The sequence below is a fragment of the Staphylococcus sp. HMSC035D11 genome (assembly GCF_001836075.1).
GTDB classification, from domain to species: Bacteria; Bacillota; Bacilli; order Staphylococcales; family Staphylococcaceae; genus Staphylococcus; species Staphylococcus hominis.
Genome location: NZ_KV827285.1, coordinates 66,412 through 85,190 on the forward strand (window position 1 = coordinate 66,412; position 18,779 = coordinate 85,190).

Consider the following 18,779-nt stretch of genomic DNA (forward strand, 5'->3'; position numbering starts at 1 on the left):
GCTGGTGCTGTTGTACCCATTTTACTTGGAATGATTGCAGCCTTTAAAGTGAGTAAAGATAGTAAACTAGCATCACTCCTTATTATTACATCCGTACAAGCGGTATCGATTTGGAATATCGGTATCAAAACTGCCGCTGCGCAAAATATCGTCGCTATCAATTTCATTAATCAAAACTTAGGCTATAACGTGTCTTGGGGTGAATGGTTTTTATACGCTGCACCATGGTCTATACTGATGTCTATTGCCTTATATTTCATTATGATGAAAGTGATGCCACCTGAACGAGATGCCATCGAAGGTGGTAAAGAATTGATTAAACATGACTTAAACAAACTAGGTCCAATGAGTGCTAGAGAATGGCGACTCATTGTCATTTCTATCTTATTATTGATCTTTTGGTCTACCGAAAAAGTACTTCACCCTATTGATTCAGCAAGTGTTACTCTAATTGCATTAGGTATGATGTTAATGCCTAAAATCGGTGTGATTACTTGGAAAGGCGTTGAAAAGAAAATTCCATGGGGAACAATTATCGTCTTTGGTGTAGGCATCTCACTTGGTAACGTCTTACTTAAAACAGGCGCTGCCCAATGGCTCAGTGATAAAACATTTGGATTAATGGGCCTAAAAGGGTTACCAATTATCGCAACGATTGCACTCATTACATTATTCAATATTTTAATTCATTTAGGTTTTGCGAGTGCAACAAGCTTATCCTCTGCATTGATACCCGTATTTATTTCATTAACTTCAACATTAGGGTTAGGCGATCATTCGATCGGCTTCGTTTTAATACAACAATTTGTGATTAGCTTTGGATTCTTATTACCAGTAAGTGCACCACAAAATATGTTGGCCTATGGTACGGATACATTTACGGTTAAAGATTTCTTAAAATCAGGTATCCCTCTTACTATTATCGGTTATATTCTTGTGATTTTATTTAGCTTAACGTATTGGAAATGGTTAGGTTTAGTGTAGAATAAAGTCAGATTCATTTTATAGATAGAGAGGTTTATCATGACCAAAAAGACCATTTATTTTATTTGTACAGGGAATTCTTGTCGTAGCCAAATGGCTGAGGGTTTTGGAAAAGTAATTTTAGGTGATGAATGGAATGTATATTCAGGAGGCATTGAAACACATGGTGTTAATCCTAAGGCAGTTGAAGCCATGAAAGAAGTGGGTATCGACATTTCCAATCATACCTCTGATTTAATTGATGATACGATTTTAAAACAGTCAGACTTAGTAGTAACATTATGCAGTCATGCTGATGCACATTGTCCTACTATTCCATCAGGTGTTAAAAAAGAACATTGGAGCTTCGATGACCCAGCCGGAAAAAATTGGTCAGAATTCCAACGTGTTCGAGATGACATTAAAAATGCGATTGAACAATTTAAATATAGAACATAATAAAACAGCAGTTTCTACGTATTTGACGTAGAAACTGCTGTTTATTGATATAGCCATTGCTTACCAAAAGTCACTTGTTACAATACTTTTTCTCTCGATGTCTAAATTTGGAATGTCCCTCTCATTCGCAACTGCATCTTTATAATTTAAATTAAGCACCTCAATGGCTTTATCAAACGTCACATTATCTTTACACATGTACTCCCATACAGTTTTATTGATGTACTCATTACCATCATAATAAAAGTCTTTCACCCACATTACTTATCATCCCTTTCTATTTATTACAGTTTGATATTACACCCAAAGTGTAATGTAGGCAAATCTTAAATAATTAGAAATTATTAATTATTTATCCGTTTATATGATGATAATTAAATGAATTTTTGGTCATTAAAAGTTGTTATAAAGAACTTATGGAAAAATTTTAAAAACCTATGATGATAAGCATTTGTTTATTTTTCTTCATCTTCTAATTTCACAAGTGTTGGTTTAGGCGTATGAATTCCTACATCATTAAAGTAACTTATGATTTCTTTTCTTAATAAACGTTGGCCTGGGAAATGCATGCCCGGTTTAACATGAGCTAATAATTTAATTACCATTTCATTACCATCAATACTATCTAAACCGAGTAGATCAGGTGCCGCAACGAACATATCGTATTTATCTTTTAATGTTGGTAAGAATGCTTTTAATTCTTTTTCAATAACGTCATAATCTTCATTTGGAGAAATTGGAATTGCAATAAGGGGTGATACATCTGTCTTAGAATAATTTACAATTTCACTAATTGTGCCATTAGGTAAGGTATACACTTCTCCAGTATCAGATTGAATACGAGTAGATCGTAATCCTATGGTTTGTACGGTTCCTTCTGCAATCGTTACACCTGATGAATTAATTTGAACATAATCGCTGACATCGAATTGTCCCTCAAAAATAACAAAAAAGCCGGTAATGATATCTTTTACAACAGTCTGGGCACCAAAACCAACGGCTAAACCAACGACACCGGCTCCAGCTAAAATAGCTGAGACGCTAATTCCAAAACGAGAGAGAACCGATGTAAGAACAATAAACCAAACAACATAACTAATTAAATTTTGAACAAGTGTTGAAAGTGTCTCACTTCTTTTAATTTTATAACGTGTCTTCTTCTTCTCATTGACTTTAAAAAATTTTGTTACTACTTTTCTAGAAATTGCAATAACAATCATACCTAATAAGATATAGGCAATAATAATTAAAATATTGGCTAGTAAATTTTGATAAAACTCTATCTTCGTTAATGGTTCAACAAATTTAATAAACAGTTGTTTCATTTGATTCACGTTGATATGATTCTCCTTTTATACTTATATTTTTAAATGATTGTGCGCCATTATTTAGAACACGACACTTAAATAAAAATGATACCATATTTTATATTTTATCTAAAATCATCACTTGATTTATACTTCCCATAAAAAACTTCATCCTCACTACTTCGTGAGAATGAAGTCATATATTAAATCATTATTATTTATGGTCTGAACTTTCAAAATATCGTCTTCTAAATTCTGGAGTTGCTACTTTTGATTCAAAGTCTTCTGGAATTTCTTCAGTACGTACGACTAATACATCACATGGCGCATGACGTACAATTGCTTCTGATACTGAACCAATCATAAAACGTTCGACTGCATTTAAGCCTGAAGCACCACACATAATTAAATCAACATTCAATTCATTTGCTAAATTTTTAGGAATGAGTAATTTTGGTGGGCCAAGTTCAAGTCGTGTTTCTACATTTGTCACGCCTTCTTTAACAGCGAGTTCTTTATAGCCTTCAAGTAATTTCTCAGAATACTCTTTAGACGGATCGAATTGAGATGCGTACACTTCATAAGCGGTATATGTTCTTGTATCAATCACATGCACAATCGTTAGCTTTGCATCATTACGTTTTGCTACATCAACGGCTTTATTAAAGGCCCATTCTGCTTCGTTTGATCCATCAACTGCAATTAAAATGTTTTTGTATGATAACATTTTAATCTCCCCCTTATCTGTTCTCATCTTTATTTTAGCACTATTTCAAAAAAATTAGTATTAATATGTAAAGCGCTTTCAAAATTTATATCATACGTTCTTCGCTATCAATTTGATACTGTAAGTAGGATAAAATAGCGCTATAACATCCTAATGATATCGTTAAAACAAATGGTAAAAGTTTGATTGATAACTCTCGGGTATGTTTAGAACTCGTTAATGTTAAATGATCAGTTAAAGCTTGCATATCTATATGACTAAAGCATGCATAACTAATAATTACAAAAAAGGTTAGCGTCGCCATTAATTTCATTTTATTTACAAAGTCACTACTAAACTGAATCATTGAAAAAGCTAAAATAAAAATAATAATATTGAATATAACACTAAAAATAATCCACAACATAATAAATGTCGGCTGATTTAATTTCTCCATGTTTAAAATATTTCCTTCGACCATTAAAGGTATTAAGAAACTAAATAAAATTGAAATTCCAAATGTAATGATCACTGTTAGTAATGCCCCTAACAGATTTAAAAATTCCCGCATAATATCCACCTTTTAAAAATTAATATATTAATATTTTACAATTTAATACATTTATATGCTATATTCATCAAAATATTTAATTAACTATTTTCAACATCAATCTTATACTAACTTACAGTGTTGTAATTTTAGAATGTCTTACTTACTATTTATTTTATTATATGTTTTTATAGAATTGAGGTGATCATGATATGCCAAATGAAAACGATAGAGAAAATGACATTTTAGGAGGTATTAGCTATTTAAGTGTCTTCTTTGCACCAGTATTATTTCCACTTATTGTATGGATCGTCGCACAACCACCAGCTTCGACCCATGCTAGAAATGCTTTATTCAATCACATCATGAGTTGGGTTATGGTGGTATTAGGATTAGTAACCCTATCTATTTCCCCGGCTTTTGTAAATAGTGAACGCGGTATCGGTTGGATCATTGCAATTCTCATCGCAGTTCTTTTCTTTATATGGGCACTTGTGCTATTTTTAAAAAATATCATTAGAGGTATTAAATTAATGATGCCATAAAAAATAAGAGGAAGTGACGATAATCTCGTCGTTTCCTCTTTAATTTTATTAATCTCTTGTTGTATGAAACTAAAAAATGACCAATCAAATATTTTAAACTTTATCGTTTTCAGTATAAAAGGCAATACTATAATATTGTATATACTTTTATTCCATTATGATTGTCTACTGTAATTATAATAAGATTTGGTCGTTTTAGTATTAGATTGCGCTTGCAATACTATATTACGAAAAGTAGTTATGATGTTTATATGAAAATTGTAATCAATATTTTTATCATCATAACTTGTTTAATATTCATTATTTCTTAAGGTTTTCTTATTTTCCAATGATAAGGATCTTCAAGTTGATGCCAATCAGAATTCATTTCGCTACTATTCAGCAGGCAATCATCGAGTTCTTTTTCGATTTTTTCTTGATCTAAGTCGGTACCAATAATGACAAATTGTGTATTTCTATCCCCATATTCAATATCCCAACTTTCTGCTACGTCACGACGTTGAGCAAGTATCTCTTCACGTTTTTCTTTAGGCATTGATGCAACCCAATATGTAACTGGGCTGATATTACATGACGATCCTGCTTGTGACAGTAAACACGCAACCTCGTTATATTGCGCAAGCCATACAATACCTTTTGAACGAACAATGTTTTGAGGCATTTGTTCTAACCAATCATTGAAACGTTTCGCGTGAAACGGTAATCGTCTTGAATAGACAAACGAACTCATACCATATTCTTCAGTTTCCGGTGTATGTGCCTCATGGCCGCCTTCTGTTAGCTCCTTAATCCATCCTGCAGAATTGCTAGCTTTTTCAAAATCAAATCGTCCTGTATCTAAGACATCATTAATATCTACTTGAGACTGCGTTGTTTTAATTATTTTTGCATCTGGTTGTAATGTTCTAAGTATATGTTCTAATTTATCTAGCGCTTCATTTGTAACTAAATCTGTTTTATTCAATACAAGTACATCACAGAATTCAACTTGGTCTATTAATAAATCCGCAATTGAACGTTCATCTGTCACATCCGCACCTTGATTACGATCCACAAGTAAATCTTCAGAATGAATATCATTAACAAATCGATTCGCATCAACGACCGTAACCATCGTATCTAAACGACAAATCGAAGTGAGATCTATTCCCATCGCTTCATCGATATACGAGAACGTTTGCGCTACAGGTACTGGCTCAGAAATGCCCGTAGATTCAATAACGATATAATCAATATTGCCTTTATGTACCAGTCGTTCAACTTCTTTTAATAAATCGTCACGTAACGTGCAACAAATACATCCATTAGATAGTTCAACTAATTTTTCATCTGTTCTAGACAGTCCACCCCCATCAGCAACTAAATCTTTATCAATATTAACCTCACTCATATCATTCACAATAACTGCAATACGACGGCCTTCTCGATGATTTAAAATATGATTTAGTAACGTTGTCTTCCCTGAACCTAAATAACCACTTAATACAGTTACAGGTATCTTACTCATTTATATTCTCTCCTTTTAAGTCGTAATTATTACGATTTAAATTGTACAATGATTTTTAAGATTGTCAATATGAATTAAATGAATGATGTGTGATATGACTTTTCTATGGCGAGTGATTTACCGCGTATGTCCTCACCTATACTTCAAGATTTGATATTCCTTAAATGCATTAAATTTTTAATGACATCAATGATATTGTTTATGAAACATTGCTGATAGTTTTTATAAAAAAAGAGCGAAAAATTATTTTTCGCTCTTACACATTATAAATAAATTTTTTATTTTTTAATATTTTATTCAAATTTTGCGTTAATAAATTTAACTGAGATTGCACCCAAAAGCATCATGATTCCTGCAAATAATAACATCGCAGGCATTGAACTTCCTAATAGTGGGAAAAGTGCAAAGCTTACTACAGAAGCGACAATTTGTGGTAGACAAATACTTGTATTAAATAAACCTAGATAAGCACCTGAATTTTCTCCATCAATTGCTTCGGTTAATAGTGTAAATGGTTGAGTATTCATCGTTAAGTTATTAATACCAATAAATATAAATGAAATAATGAGTAACCATTGGTTATGAATAAAGAACATTGAAATAAGACCTAATCCACCAAAAATTAATCCAAAACTATACCAGAATTTTCTTTGAGAGGGTTTAGATTTTGCAATGACAAAACCAAAAATAACTGAACTTAAAAATTGTATACAGTATAAAACACCATACCAGTTCCCTGCTGCTTGATATCCCGCTGAAGAAGGGTCAGTCGCATTCCATACATTTTTTGCTATTGCACCTGTTGAATAGGTCCAGAGATACATTAATGCAAACCAGTTAAAAAATTGAACTACACTAATTTGCCAAAATTGTTTAGGCGCAGTTTTTAATAGTTGCCATAAATTTAATTTCTCATTCCTATTGTCATCTGAAATGCCGTGATAATAGTTATATGTTTTAGGTTCATATTCTTTAACGGAAAGAACAGTCCAAATAGAAGCAATGAGTAATACCGCTGCTGCAATATAATAAGCTATTTTTACTGTCATCGGTACTTCCCCTTTAGGCGCTACATTACTCATTCCCATAATTGTTAGTAAAAATGGTAATAGTGTAGCAATAATACCACCTAAATTTGAGAAGATTTGTTGCCATGACCAGGCCATATCTCTTTGTTTTTCGTTTACCATATCTCCAATAATCATTTTATAAGGCTGCATACACGCATTTGAAGTCAAATCCATAAGTAACGTCATGATTGCACCAAATGACAACGCCATAAGTGATGCATATCCAAATCCAAACGAACCTGCATTAGGTAGTAGGACTAATACGATCGCTCCAATGGGACCAGCAATTAAAAGATACGGCATCCGACGTCCAAATCTAGTCCAAGTTCTATCAGAATAGTATCCAATAAGTGGTTGTACAATCATTCCTGCTAATGGCGGCAAAATAAAAAACCAACCTAAATTATTAGGGTCGGCGCCGAGCGTTTGAAATATTCTTCCCATCATTGCTGATTGAAGTGCAAATGCCATGTTTACTCCGAAGAAACCAAATGTAATAGAAAAAATAACTGCTTTTTTTAAATAGGGTAGCGTAATACCTTGTTCTTCAGTATTTTTAGTATGTATTTGATCTGTATCTTTCATTTCTATCTCTCCTATTTATTACTTGATATAGTCATTTAATTCAATAATTAAATAGCTATATCAAATAACAATTTTTCGGAATCGTTTTCAACTGTAATTATAACATTTTTGAGTTTCTTTGGGAACGCTCACATTTCCTATAAATAAATCAGAGTTCATTTTATTTTCCAATCTCATATATATCATAATTACCTAATTTAGGTATTTTAACTAATACTTAAGCACCATTTTTCAAAAGAAATGATGCTAAATTTCAAAATAATGCTGTACTTATTCATTTAAAACGTGTATAGTTGATTTCACGTAATAAAAGCTCGTATTTTGGATTGTAGTATATTTTTATAGAATATTCTCTTTTAATTTATGAATTTGTTACAAATATGATGTGCAAAAGCACTTGGAGGTATTCTATATGAATAACGGTACAGTTAAATGGTTTAACGCAGAAAAAGGGTTTGGATTTATCGAAAGAGAAAACGGCGACGATGTGTTTGTTCACTTCTCAGGTATCGCTACTGATGGATATAAAACTTTAGAAGAAGGTCAAAAAGTAGAGTTTGATATCACTGAAGGTCAACGTGGCGAACAAGCAACAAATGTTGTCCCTGTTTAAACATAAATTTTAGCACAAGCATGTATGTATACGTGCTTGTGCTTTTTTTACATAATTTATAAAAGAATAATACTTAAAGTTAATTTAATACTGTCACTTAATATATCCTACTATATATTCTGTCATACATATCACTCAGTGTTAATCCCTAGTATAACCTGGTTTATCTTCATTTAAGATTAAATTACCTCCATTTAAATAACTTGCGTAACTTAACCAAATGACATAAGGTAACATTAATAAACCAGCATACTTATTAGATGCATAAAAACGATGTGCAGTAATATTTCCAGCTGCAAGTAATACATAACTTTCAATTAAAGATGTCTTTCTCAGTTTTAAATTGAAATAAAGTATCGTCCACGCATAATTCAATCCTAATTGTGCATAATGAGCACGTGTTATAGACTGTTTCTCTCTTTTATGAGCTGCATGCGCATATGATAATTGATAAGCTACTCCCATTGAGGTATAAAGTAGTGGCCATACAATTGGAAATACTTTAGCTGGAGGTGAAAAAGGTGGTTTTTCATATTGTTTATAATCATCTTGAGCTTTAGCTGTTAATCTCCCAATAATCATTCCACCTACTAAAGGTAATACAATTCTTGTTGCTTTTTTAATATTAATCATAACTCTCTCCTTTAAAGTCTTCCTATATTTAATACCCTACTTTTATATAATTAATTTTGTTTTAGAGAAATATATTAATTAAAAATTTCTTATCCAAATATACTTTTTTTATAATAAAAAGTAATGAAAGTATATGAAAACTTTTAGATTTCTTGATTACATATTTGATATACTGAAAATTAAGTCATTCTTTTTTAATAATATATCCTTTAATTTTAATTGACTATTTATATATAATTATATACTTATTACATATATAATTATTACTTATACACTATAAAATGAAATGAGTTGATTAATAATGATTTATACAATTACTTCCACATTGCCTGAAGTTCATGCTGGAAGAACTAAAGCCTTATTACGTAGAATCGCTTTATATAATAATGAGTTAAACGTAAAACAAACTATATTAACCACTAATTATAACCCAAATTATGATTATATTTATTCTACATTTATTGATAAAAAAACTTTAAATAATGATACTCATATAGTAAATATATATGATTGGTTATCTAATTTTAAATTACATAATTTTAATAATGTTGAAACTGAAAATTCAAATCATCAATTGATTAGGATTAAAAATTATTATGCCATTCCTGATTACAGTAAAAATTGTGTGAGATATTATGACAATGACACAGATAAATATGTTTTATATCGTCAATATTATCCAAACACTAATATTGTAAAATTCGAAGATTATTTCGCTTTAGGCGTCAAACACAAGACTGAAAGATGGGAATACAATTTAAATGGTAAACTTCATAAAATAACTAATTATAGTCCTAATGTAAACAAAAAGTTAGCTGAATACTTCTATGACTTGGAAGGTACTGTTTACTGTAGAAAATTTTATGAAGATAATGAAAATAATAAATTAAAGTATATTTATATATATAAAGATGGTGTTCTTCATAATATTTATAAAAATGAAAAAGCACTATTCAAATATTTTTTCGAATGTCTATTTAGAAAAGGAGATATTGTATTTAATGATGCACGACTTTTAGATCGACCGCTCTTAGATTGTAAAGTAGATATAAAACCTATATTAGTCTTTCATAACGCTCATAAAGTAGATGGAGAAGTGAAAAATTCGTATAAATATGCACTTAATAATTCAGATAAAGTAGCAAAATATTATTTACTTACTCATTCTCAAAAGAGAGATATACAAGAAGAGTTTAATATAGAAGATGAAAAATTCACAATAATACCTCACTTTATTGAAAAATCTCATAAAGTTGTTGAAAAGAAAGATCAATTTGTCTATCTAGGTAGATTTAATGAGCAAAAACAAGTTTCTCATATTATTAAAAGTTTTAAAAAGTTCAATGAATACGGTTTTGATACTAAGCTCGTTTTATATGGTGGAACAGACGCTAAGGAAAAAAACGAAATAAAGTCGTTAGTTAAAGAATATAACTTAGAAAATTACGTAGAAATCCATGACTTTACCAATGATCCAGGATTAGCATTTAGAGAATCATTAGCTTCTTTATTAACAAGTAAATTTGAAGGTTTTGCTTTAACAGTTATGGAAAGTATTAGTGAAAATTGTCCAACCATTTCATATGACATTAACTATGGCCCAAGTGAAATTATTGTTAATGGGGAAAATGGGTACTTAATTAAAGCAAATGATATTGATGCATTTGCTAAAGCAATGATAAAAATTAAGAAACATCCTTTATATAATGTCGAAAACAAAAAAGAACTAAGTTATGAAAGTGCAGTTAATAACTTAGATAATTTATTAAAAGAAGTTAAAAAAAATTAATATTTAAAACAATAAATACGCTAGCTAGGAGAGAAAAAATATGCAAATAAAAAAAGCAATAATACCAGCAGCAGGTTTAGGTACAAGATTTTTACCTGCTACAAAAGCAATGCCTAAAGAAATGTTACCGATATTAGATAAACCAACAATTCAATATATCGTGGAAGAAGCGGCACGTGCTGGCATCGAAGATATTATTATTGTGACCGGTAAACATAAACGTGCGATTGAAGACCATTTCGATAGTCAAAAAGAACTTGAAACTACCTTATATGAAAAAGGTAAACTTGAATTACTAGATAGAGTTCAATATTCAACAGATTTAGCAAATATCTTCTATATAAGACAAAAAGAGCAAAAAGGATTAGGAGACGCAATTTATACCGCTAAGCAATTTATTGGCAATGAACCTTTTGCTGTACTCTTAGGAGATGATATTGTTGAATCTGAAAATCCTGCAATTAAGCAACTAATGGAACAATATGAAACAACAGGAAAATCAGTTATTGGTGTTCAAACAGTTCCCGATTCAGAAACGCACCGTTACGGTATTATTGCACCAAAATCACAAAATGGTTCATTATATGAAGTTAATCGTTTTGTCGAAAAGCCTGAAAAAGGTACAGCACCATCAAACTTAGCAATTATGGGAAGATATATATTATCTCCGAAAATTTTTGACTATCTTGAAACACAAACTGAAGGAAGTGGCGGAGAAATACAATTAACAGATGCTATTGAACGATTAAATAAGAATGATAAAGTCTATGCTTTTGATTTTGAAGGTCAAAGATATGATGTCGGTGAAAAAACAGGTTTTGTAAAAACTACTATAGAATATGCATTAAAAGATGAAGAAATGCGTAATGAAATTATACATTATTTAAAATCATTAGATATTTAGACAAAGGAGTTAATACTTTGAGAGCAAAATGGGAACAAAACATATCTGAAAGCTTAGTCGAACAGTTTTATAATAAACAAACAGAAGAAGAAATTGATGCAGGATTTAATGAAACATTATCTTTTGGAACAGCTGGAATACGAAATACATTTGGTATTGGCCCAGGAAGATTAAATAAATTCACAATTCAAAAGTTTGCATTAGGATTAGCTAAGTACTTAAAAAACTTATCTATTAATCCTAGAGTAATTATTCACTTTGATACACGACACTTATCTAAAGAATTTGCAATAGAAATTGCTAAAGTACTTGGAACTCAAAACATCCCAGTCATTTTACCAAATACTTATAAATCAACTCCTGAATTATCATTTGCAGTTAGACATCTTAATATGACAGCTGGAATTATGATTACAGCTAGTCATAATCCTAAAAACTATAATGGGATTAAGGTATATGGCTCAGATGGTGGGCAACTTTTAACAGAAGCATCTCTAAAATTAAGCAGTTATATAGATACGGTTAAAGATCCATTAAATATACAAACAGAAGCTTTTGAAGTATTGAAAAGTAACAAATTAATTTTACCTTTCAAAGAAGAAACTACTCAATCATATAAATCATCTATAAAAAATCTCGTGGGTCATTTTACACATGCTCAATCAAAAACAATTCTTACAAGTTTGCATGGAACTAGCTTACCTTTATTATCACAAATTCTTAAAGACTTATCTTATTCAAACTATGTTATTGAAGAATTACAGTCAAAACCTGATGGTGATTTTCCAACTCTTAATGTAGCAAACCCAGAAATGGAAGATACGTTTGATTTAGGTAAACAACTCGCAGAGAAAGAAGATGCACAACTTATAATAGCAACGGATCCTGATGCTGATAGATTAGGTATCGTTGAAAGATATGAAGATGGCTCAACAAGATATTTTAATGGTAATGAAATTGGACTATTACTTATAAAATTAAGAAACTCACAAATTTCAGATTCTCAACATAAATATATTATAAAATCTGTTGTTACAGGCGCCTTGAGTGAGAAATTAGCAAAATCATTAAATATCAAAGTGATAAACGTATTGACTGGTTTTAAATATATCTCAGAACAGTTAAAACATTTTAAAAATAATACATCACAACTAGTCTTGGCTTTTGAAGAAAGTCATGGATATTTAATCGAGGATTTTTCTAGAGACAAAGATGCAATACAAACCGCTACACTACTAATTAAATATAAAGAGCAATTAACACAAGCTAATAAGACATTTAAAGATGTATTAAATGAAATCTACCAAGAATTTGGGTATTTTAAAGATAAAACCCTATCACCTACATTCGATGGAAAACAAGGTAGAAATAAAATTAAAGAAATCATGAATACTTTAAAAAATGTCGAAACAATAGAATTAAATAATCTAACGCCATTATCTATAGAAAACTATATATCTAAACAGTCTCGCAACATAAAAACTGGTGATATACAAGCTATTCAACTTCCGAAAACAGATCTTATTAAATTTATATTTGAAGAAGGATTTATAGCAGTTCGACCATCTGGAACTGAACCCAAAATGAAACTCTATTTTTCATTAAATGTAGACAACTTAAATGAAGTCATTGAAGAATTTAAAGTAAAATTTAATTTGAAGTAAAAATTACACTTTAATATGATATTTCAATTGAATATACTGTGATTTTTATATACGCAATTGTTAATGGTAATTTTGATAAATCATTCTCTTCGCTACAAGCATTACTTGCTTATAAAATTAAAGATAATATTATGCTATAAAAAAACAAAATATTATAAAATAAAACACCTTCTTAATATCACATATAATATGTGTTTAAGAAGGTGTTTTTATTTTCGTATTAAGCAACCAATCCTCTTGCATATGAAAAACTTTGTCCCAGAATTTAGTTAATCATTCATTATGCGTTACAATAATGCATGTTTTATGACATTCTTTAAACTGTTCATTTAATGCTTTTATGACTGCCATTATATTTTGGATAATTACTTTTAATTTAGATTGGCCGTTTTAATTATTTTTCCTAAAGGACATCTAGGATCACTATTATTCTTCTTCACCAACAACTGTGAAACGTTCATTGATATGTGCTTTATTTTCAGCTTCATCTACTATAGCAATAGTAAAATCTGCATAACTGATATAACTATTACCTTTACTATTAAATAATAATTGATCTTTTCCTAACGTATAGGTGCCTGTACGTTTTCCTTCAAAGTCAAATTCCGCTGATGGACTAATAAAAGTCCAAGTCATTCCTTCAGCATGTTGTAAGTCTTGTAAGTTACGACTTGATCCTTTAGCTGTTGGTTTCACTATTTCTGGGAAATCTGGTGTATCCATAACACGTATAGTATGCGCATCATCTGCAAATAGACTACCAGCCCCCCCTACAATAATGGCTCTTGTATCTACATCTTTTAATATGTTAATCAATATGCGTCCCACTTCAACATACACTTCTTCTTCACCTAATGGCGCGCCAAATGCATTGACTACCACGTCTAAATCTTTAATATCGTCTGAAGTTAAATCAAATACATCTTTTTCAATCACTTTAACATCTTTAGCAGCATCTAATTTAGCAGCATTTCTTACAATCGCAGTTACTTCATGTCCACGTTGTTGTGCTTCATCTAATACTTTAGTTCCTAATTTACCTGTTGCTCCAATAATACCAATGTTCATCGTTTGTTCCTCCACTTCTATATTTGTCAGAGTTGTCTCTTGGATGTCCCTCAACATGTTATCAACATAATTACATTTTTATTAAAAGTCTATTTATCTGTTTTTATTTTCCTTTCTAATATGAAGTCATTGAAATATGACTGACAACGATTAGTTTAAAATCATCTTGTGCTATACATATTGAGTTCAATGTGTTGACTTAATTAATCTAGGTCTCTATTGTCAATATGAAGAATAATACAAACGCGTATATTCTATCTTATATGTATAAGGGGAAATGACTATGATGAATGTAAAAGCAAGAGCTGTAAATGGCCCAGATTCTGAATTTTTCGCTACTGAAATTAAACGTCGTGATTTAGATAAACATGATGTATTAATAGAGATTAAATATGCAGGTATCTGTCACTCTGATATCCATACTGCTCGAGAAGAATGGGGCCCTGTCGATTATCCACTCGTACCAGGTCATGAAATTGCAGGTATTGTTAAAGAAGTCGGTCCTGACGTCACTAAATATAAAGTTGGTGACCGTGTAGGCGTTGGATGTATGGTGGATTCTTGTGGTGAATGTGAAAACTGTAAAAATGACGAAGAACAATACTGTTTAAATGGAAATGTAGGTACTTATGCAAGTACTGACAAATATGGTGAGAAAACACAAGGTGGTTACTCAACACATATTGTTGTACAAGAAGATTTCGTATTACGTATTCCTGACAATATCAGTTTAGAGGTTGCTGCTCCTTTACTGTGTGCGGGGATTACAACTTACTCACCTTTAAATCATTGGAAAGCCTATGAAGGTAAAAAGAATGTAGCAATCATTGGTATGGGTGGTCTTGGACATATGGCAGTTCAAATTGCACATGCAATGGGCGCTAACGTGACTGTGTTATCACGTACGTTAAATAAAAAAGAAGATGGTTTAAAATTTGGTGCTTCAGCTTATTATGCAACAAGTGACGAATCAACCTTTAAAGAACTTGCTGGTTCATTTGACTTAATTATTAATACTGTAAGTGCAAAATTAGACATAGATGACTATCTTAAATTATTAGCCTTAGATGGTACACTCGTTAATGTTGGTGCTCCAGCTGAGCCAGTATCCTTACAAGTATTTAATTTAATTGGTCATCGTCGTTCATTTGCTGGATCTGCTATCGGTGGTATTAAAGAAACGCAAGACATGTTAGATTTCTGTTCTGAACATCATATCGCTCCACAAATTGAATTAATTACAGCAGATGATATTGATGATGCTTACGAAAGAGTGTTGGCATCTAAAGTTAAATATCGTTTTGTTATTGATATCAGTACAATGTAATCATAAAAATGCCCATGAGATATGGGCATTTTTTTATTACTTAACTATTATATTAAGTTTCTGTTAGTCTTTCTCTCACTATTTAAGATAAACAGTTCATCAGTTATAGATTCCAACTATACTTTTTACAATATTTAATATTGATTGTTATCGTTTTTTACATTTAATATATCTAATGGTCTTAATACTGAATAATTATGTCCTGTTAAACAATTTATAATTAAATCATAATGTTTTATTATATGTATTAAGTGATATATATACAGATAGAGAAAATATTCAATAAAGAACATTAAATAAAGGAGTTTGTCTAGATGAATGAATTAACACAATATTTAAAAGAAGTCGCCAAGCAATTAGAGATACAAAATGCATATAATGAATTAAATAGAGCAAGTCAAAACAATGAAAATCAAGCTACAGATAAATTTAATGACACTTTAAAAGCAATTGAAGATAAATATGCTTATGATTCATCACGTCGCGTTACACCAAATAGAGCATCATTAAAGACATTAAATAGAGTAAAAGCAATCGAAGATAAATACGCTAAAGCAATGAGAACTTTAGAAAGACTTAGAAAATCTAGATTATCAAGAAATAATAAGAATTCAACTCAAATAGAAAACTTAATAAAACAATCAGAAAATGGTTTTAATGATTATCACACACGTGATGATCAATATAATTTTGCAACAAGTGTAGCTCAAGAGTTAGAAAAATTAAAAAATGAATATATTATCTCACCTAAAGAAGCTAAAAATATATTTGGCAAATATGTATTCCATACTAATGAATTTCATTTAAGTGACCATGAACTATATAAAATCAAATTTGCTTATGGCCTTGATTAAGTATGTCATTTCTCATGGTCTAACTAGGCAGATAGTATAAAAACAATGCACACGTTTATATAAATGTTATACTCATTTTTTATTATTAATATATTTGAACATAGACAAATAAAACGAATAGTCGCATAATGGCCTTAGGAGAAAGACTATGTATGAGTTGGGAGTTCAATTATATATTATGTATCTACGGGGATTATACGGATGGTATAATCTCTTTTTTTATCTTCTTCAATAGTATTGCTCATCATCATGTAAATTTCTAAAGCAAAACTTCTCTATTAAAGTAACTTAATCCAATACTTTAACTTTGTCTGATTGATATCAATCTTTCTTCCCTTTTCATGTATCAATCATTACCACCTCATTTGTATCTGGTTAGTGTACTACATATAACTCCAAATAATCTAAACTAAAATTGTCTAATGATTAATGATCTTTTTTTCCACATTGTCTCGATCAACATCGTCTAGTAGTGATCAATACGTCTTCACGTTTAAGTCCTGTTGTTACAAGACTCTCCCCTAATTTTTCTTCATTTCCATAAATGAATGTAACATCGATGCGTCTATATCCTTTCTACTAAAATAACCTCTAATTCGAACATATCTATATCATCTCAACATAATATATGACTCTTCAGCGTTTATAATATGTTACAAGGGGTAGATTGGCAGGAGGAGGGCGATATTAATGAAAGCAGTTACTTATCAAGGTCATAAAAATATGGAAGTTCGTGAAGTAAACGATCCAACGATAGAAGAATCAACAGATGCAATTATTAAAATAACCGCTTCAGGTATATGTGGTTCTGATTTACATCTTTATCATCAAGGCGATTTATTTATGGATCCTGGCTTTGTTATTGGACATGAGCCAATGGGAATTGTAGAAGAAGTAGGAAAAGACGTTAAGACCTTAAAAAAAGGGGATAGAGTGGTTATACCTTTTAACATCGGTTGTGGTGACTGCTTCTATTGTAATAACCATATGGAATCTCAATGCGACAACTCTAATCCATCCCCTGCAAATTGGAAAATGGACAATGGTGGACTTTTCGGTTTTGGTGCCATGCACGGGAATCACTGGGGAGGACAAGCAGAGTATTTAAGAGTTCCATTTGCTGACTTCTCTTCTTTCAAAGTTCCAGATAGTGATTTGAAAGACGAACAAGTATTATTTTTATCTGATGTTGTCCCAACAGCTTATTGGAGTGTAGAACATGCGGGCGTAAAATCTGGTGATACTGTTATTGTTCTAGGTTGTGGTCCAATCGGTTTAATGGCACAAAAATTTGCTAAATTAAAAGGTGCTGAACGTGTGATTGCCATTGATAATGTGGAACATAGATTAAACCATGCGAAAAAATTCAATGGTGCTGAAGTGTATAATTTTTCTAAAGAAGATAATATCGGAAAATTACTTCGTGAAACTACACGTGGTGGTGCAGATGTTGTGATAGATTGTGTGGGAATGGATGGACAAGTCGCTCAAGATGATTTAGAGATGAGTTCAAATTCAGCACAACGCGGTAATATTAGTCCAATTATTACAGCAGCAGAATCAGTAAGAAAATTTGGTACCATTCAATTAACTGGTATTTATGCTACACCTGCAGATAATTTTCCAATAGATTTAATTTTTAATAGAGATGTTCAAGTAAAAAGTGGTCAAGCGCCAGTTATTCATCAAATGCCAAAATTATATGAAATGATTAAAAATGAAGTGTTTGATCCAACAGAAATTATAACGCATACCATGCCTTTAGAAGAAGCAAAACAAGCTTATGATATTTTCGATCAGAAAAAAGATAACAATATTAAAGTCATTTTAAAACCACAATAATGACTATATAAATAAAAAAATATATACGTAACTTATTGAACAAATAGATAAAAAAGCCTGAGACATCATTAAGTGTCTTGGGCATTTTTAATATATTATTCGTCGATGACTGAGTTGAAAATGCACTTATGCTAAGCTTTTTTCAATCCTAATTCTTCTTGATAAACTTGGTGAAATGAGACGATGATTTCAAAATACATTCTGTCCCACTCTTTTTTTCAATTATTTTGATGCTATGATTAAGAAATTTCTTCATTGTAAGAATAGAAGTCGAGAGAACAAAACAAGCTAAGAATGACGAGTTTAAGTTACCTTCTAAGAAATTGAAGAAATAATTTTGTCAGTTTTTCTGTTATAAATATCTATTATTGTTATTTTATTAGCTTTTTTTCA

The 18,779-nt window shown here is 30.8% G+C and carries 18 protein-coding genes; 10 read left to right on the top strand and 8 right to left on the bottom strand.

The annotated features are described in order from the left end of the window. Together HMPREF2647_RS11525 and arsC are read left to right on the top strand one after the other, a co-directional pair. Positions 1–984 (top strand): SLC13 family permease (locus tag HMPREF2647_RS11525; RefSeq protein ID WP_256326492.1); only part of this gene is annotated, 984 nt, incomplete at its 5' end. Positions 985–1,023: 39 nt separating this feature from the next. Beyond that, positions 1,024–1,422 carry an arsenate reductase (thioredoxin) gene (gene arsC, locus HMPREF2647_RS10245; protein WP_017174725.1) on the top strand — a complete coding sequence of 133 codons (399 nt, stop codon included), beginning with the start codon at positions 1,024–1,026 and terminating at the stop codon, positions 1,420–1,422. Between the two features lie 60 nt (positions 1,423–1,482). On the opposite strand, the gene HMPREF2647_RS10250 is transcribed toward arsC, so the two are convergent. The 4 genes from HMPREF2647_RS10250 to HMPREF2647_RS10265 form a co-directional block, all read right to left on the bottom strand. After that, entirely contained in the window at positions 1,483–1,683 is a 201-nt protein-coding gene (locus HMPREF2647_RS10250) for a hypothetical protein (protein ID WP_017174724.1), read from the bottom strand. A gap of 194 nt (positions 1,684–1,877) precedes the next feature. Further along, the gene (locus tag HMPREF2647_RS10255) at positions 1,878–2,747 is read right to left on the bottom strand and encodes a mechanosensitive ion channel family protein (protein ID WP_093514785.1); all 870 of its coding nucleotides are present in this window, start codon (positions 2,745–2,747) and stop codon (positions 1,878–1,880) included. Positions 2,748–2,943: 196 nt separating this feature from the next. After that, entirely contained in the window at positions 2,944–3,456 is a 513-nt protein-coding gene (locus tag HMPREF2647_RS10260) for a universal stress protein (protein ID WP_017174722.1), read from the bottom strand. A gap of 85 nt (positions 3,457–3,541) precedes the next feature. Beyond that, on the bottom strand, positions 3,542–4,006 hold the full coding sequence (locus HMPREF2647_RS10265) for a hypothetical protein (protein ID WP_070860045.1): 465 nt from the start codon (positions 4,004–4,006) through the stop codon (positions 3,542–3,544). Between the two features lie 191 nt (positions 4,007–4,197). Here HMPREF2647_RS10265 and HMPREF2647_RS10270 point away from each other — a divergent pair, with 191 nt between their 5' ends. Next, positions 4,198–4,530 (top strand): magnetosome magnetite crystal formation protein family, encoded by a 333-nt coding sequence (locus HMPREF2647_RS10270; RefSeq protein ID WP_070860048.1) that lies wholly within the window; start codon positions 4,198–4,200, stop codon positions 4,528–4,530. Between the two features lie 307 nt (positions 4,531–4,837). On the opposite strand, the gene HMPREF2647_RS10275 is transcribed toward HMPREF2647_RS10270, so the two are convergent. Beyond that, positions 4,838–6,037 (bottom strand): GTP-binding protein, encoded by a 1,200-nt coding sequence (locus tag HMPREF2647_RS10275; protein WP_070860050.1) that lies wholly within the window; start codon positions 6,035–6,037, stop codon positions 4,838–4,840. A 293-nt stretch (positions 6,038–6,330) separates the two neighbouring features. After that, positions 6,331–7,692 (bottom strand): SLC45 family MFS transporter, encoded by a 1,362-nt coding sequence (locus HMPREF2647_RS10280; protein WP_037541663.1) that lies wholly within the window; start codon positions 7,690–7,692, stop codon positions 6,331–6,333. A 412-nt stretch (positions 7,693–8,104) separates the two neighbouring features. On the opposite strand from HMPREF2647_RS10280, the gene HMPREF2647_RS10285 reads away from it, so the two are divergent. Beyond that, complete coding sequence (locus HMPREF2647_RS10285; protein WP_070860052.1) at positions 8,105–8,305, top strand: cold-shock protein; 201 nt, start codon at positions 8,105–8,107, stop codon at positions 8,303–8,305. 141 nt (positions 8,306–8,446) lie between these two features. Here HMPREF2647_RS10285 and HMPREF2647_RS10290 read toward each other — a convergent pair whose 3' ends face one another. Continuing rightward, the gene (locus HMPREF2647_RS10290; protein WP_049335242.1) at positions 8,447–8,938 is read right to left on the bottom strand and encodes a TspO/MBR family protein; all 492 of its coding nucleotides are present in this window, start codon (positions 8,936–8,938) and stop codon (positions 8,447–8,449) included. A 301-nt stretch (positions 8,939–9,239) separates the two neighbouring features. On the opposite strand from HMPREF2647_RS10290, the gene HMPREF2647_RS10295 reads away from it, so the two are divergent. Genes HMPREF2647_RS10295 through HMPREF2647_RS10305 form a run of 3 tightly spaced genes read left to right on the top strand, consistent with a single transcriptional unit; the run spans position 9,240 to position 13,295 of the window. Next, positions 9,240–10,727, top strand: coding sequence for a glycosyltransferase (locus tag HMPREF2647_RS10295; protein WP_070860054.1), 1,488 nt, complete (start codon positions 9,240–9,242; stop codon positions 10,725–10,727). A 40-nt stretch (positions 10,728–10,767) separates the two neighbouring features. Beyond that, on the top strand, positions 10,768–11,631 hold the full coding sequence (gene galU, locus HMPREF2647_RS10300; protein ID WP_065581008.1) for a UTP--glucose-1-phosphate uridylyltransferase GalU: 864 nt from the start codon (positions 10,768–10,770) through the stop codon (positions 11,629–11,631). 17 nt (positions 11,632–11,648) lie between these two features. Next, a complete protein-coding gene (locus HMPREF2647_RS10305; protein WP_070860056.1) occupies positions 11,649–13,295 on the top strand; it encodes a phospho-sugar mutase in 1,647 nt (548 codons plus the stop codon). 426 nt (positions 13,296–13,721) lie between these two features. Here the strand turns inward: HMPREF2647_RS10305 and HMPREF2647_RS10310 are convergent, their stop codons facing one another. Next, positions 13,722–14,363, bottom strand: coding sequence for an NAD(P)-dependent oxidoreductase (locus HMPREF2647_RS10310; protein WP_070860059.1), 642 nt, complete (start codon positions 14,361–14,363; stop codon positions 13,722–13,724). 283 nt (positions 14,364–14,646) lie between these two features. Here HMPREF2647_RS10310 and HMPREF2647_RS10315 point away from each other — a divergent pair, with 283 nt between their 5' ends. The 3 genes from HMPREF2647_RS10315 to HMPREF2647_RS10325 all read left to right on the top strand — a co-directional run bounded on the left by HMPREF2647_RS10315 (position 14,647) and on the right by HMPREF2647_RS10325 (position 18,386). Continuing rightward, positions 14,647–15,690, top strand: a complete 1,044-nt coding sequence (locus HMPREF2647_RS10315; RefSeq protein WP_019835012.1) for an NAD(P)-dependent alcohol dehydrogenase — start codon at positions 14,647–14,649, stop codon at positions 15,688–15,690. A gap of 314 nt (positions 15,691–16,004) precedes the next feature. After that, complete coding sequence (locus HMPREF2647_RS10320) at positions 16,005–16,544, top strand: hypothetical protein (protein WP_019835052.1); 540 nt, start codon at positions 16,005–16,007, stop codon at positions 16,542–16,544. Positions 16,545–17,234: 690 nt separating this feature from the next. Further along, a complete protein-coding gene (locus HMPREF2647_RS10325; RefSeq protein ID WP_049379057.1) occupies positions 17,235–18,386 on the top strand; it encodes a zinc-dependent alcohol dehydrogenase in 1,152 nt (383 codons plus the stop codon). Positions 18,387–18,779 lie beyond the last annotated feature (393 nt).

Bases quoted from the DNA above. Each gene is read 5' to 3' on its own strand.
- arsC (WP_017174725.1), top strand. From the start codon at position 1,024: ATGACCAAAAAGACCATTTATTTTATTTGTACAGGGAATTCTTGTCGT.
- HMPREF2647_RS10250 (WP_017174724.1), bottom strand. From the start codon at position 1,683: ATGTGGGTGAAAGACTTTTATTATGATGGTAATGAGTACATCAATAAA.
- HMPREF2647_RS10255 (WP_093514785.1), bottom strand. From the start codon at position 2,747: ATGAAACAACTGTTTATTAAATTTGTTGAACCATTAACGAAGATAGAG.
- HMPREF2647_RS10260 (WP_017174722.1), bottom strand. From the start codon at position 3,456: ATGTTATCATACAAAAACATTTTAATTGCAGTTGATGGATCAAACGAA.
- HMPREF2647_RS10265 (WP_070860045.1), bottom strand. From the start codon at position 4,006: ATGCGGGAATTTTTAAATCTGTTAGGGGCATTACTAACAGTGATCATT.
- HMPREF2647_RS10270 (WP_070860048.1), top strand. From the start codon at position 4,198: ATGCCAAATGAAAACGATAGAGAAAATGACATTTTAGGAGGTATTAGC.
- HMPREF2647_RS10275 (WP_070860050.1), bottom strand. From the start codon at position 6,037: ATGAGTAAGATACCTGTAACTGTATTAAGTGGTTATTTAGGTTCAGGG.
- HMPREF2647_RS10280 (WP_037541663.1), bottom strand. From the start codon at position 7,692: ATGAAAGATACAGATCAAATACATACTAAAAATACTGAAGAACAAGGT.
- HMPREF2647_RS10285 (WP_070860052.1), top strand. From the start codon at position 8,105: ATGAATAACGGTACAGTTAAATGGTTTAACGCAGAAAAAGGGTTTGGA.
- HMPREF2647_RS10290 (WP_049335242.1), bottom strand. From the start codon at position 8,938: ATGATTAATATTAAAAAAGCAACAAGAATTGTATTACCTTTAGTAGGT.
- HMPREF2647_RS10295 (WP_070860054.1), top strand. From the start codon at position 9,240: ATGATTTATACAATTACTTCCACATTGCCTGAAGTTCATGCTGGAAGA.
- galU (WP_065581008.1), top strand. From the start codon at position 10,768: ATGCAAATAAAAAAAGCAATAATACCAGCAGCAGGTTTAGGTACAAGA.
- HMPREF2647_RS10310 (WP_070860059.1), bottom strand. From the start codon at position 14,363: ATGAACATTGGTATTATTGGAGCAACAGGTAAATTAGGAACTAAAGTA.
- HMPREF2647_RS10315 (WP_019835012.1), top strand. From the start codon at position 14,647: ATGATGAATGTAAAAGCAAGAGCTGTAAATGGCCCAGATTCTGAATTT.
- HMPREF2647_RS10320 (WP_019835052.1), top strand. From the start codon at position 16,005: ATGAATGAATTAACACAATATTTAAAAGAAGTCGCCAAGCAATTAGAG.
- HMPREF2647_RS10325 (WP_049379057.1), top strand. From the start codon at position 17,235: ATGAAAGCAGTTACTTATCAAGGTCATAAAAATATGGAAGTTCGTGAA.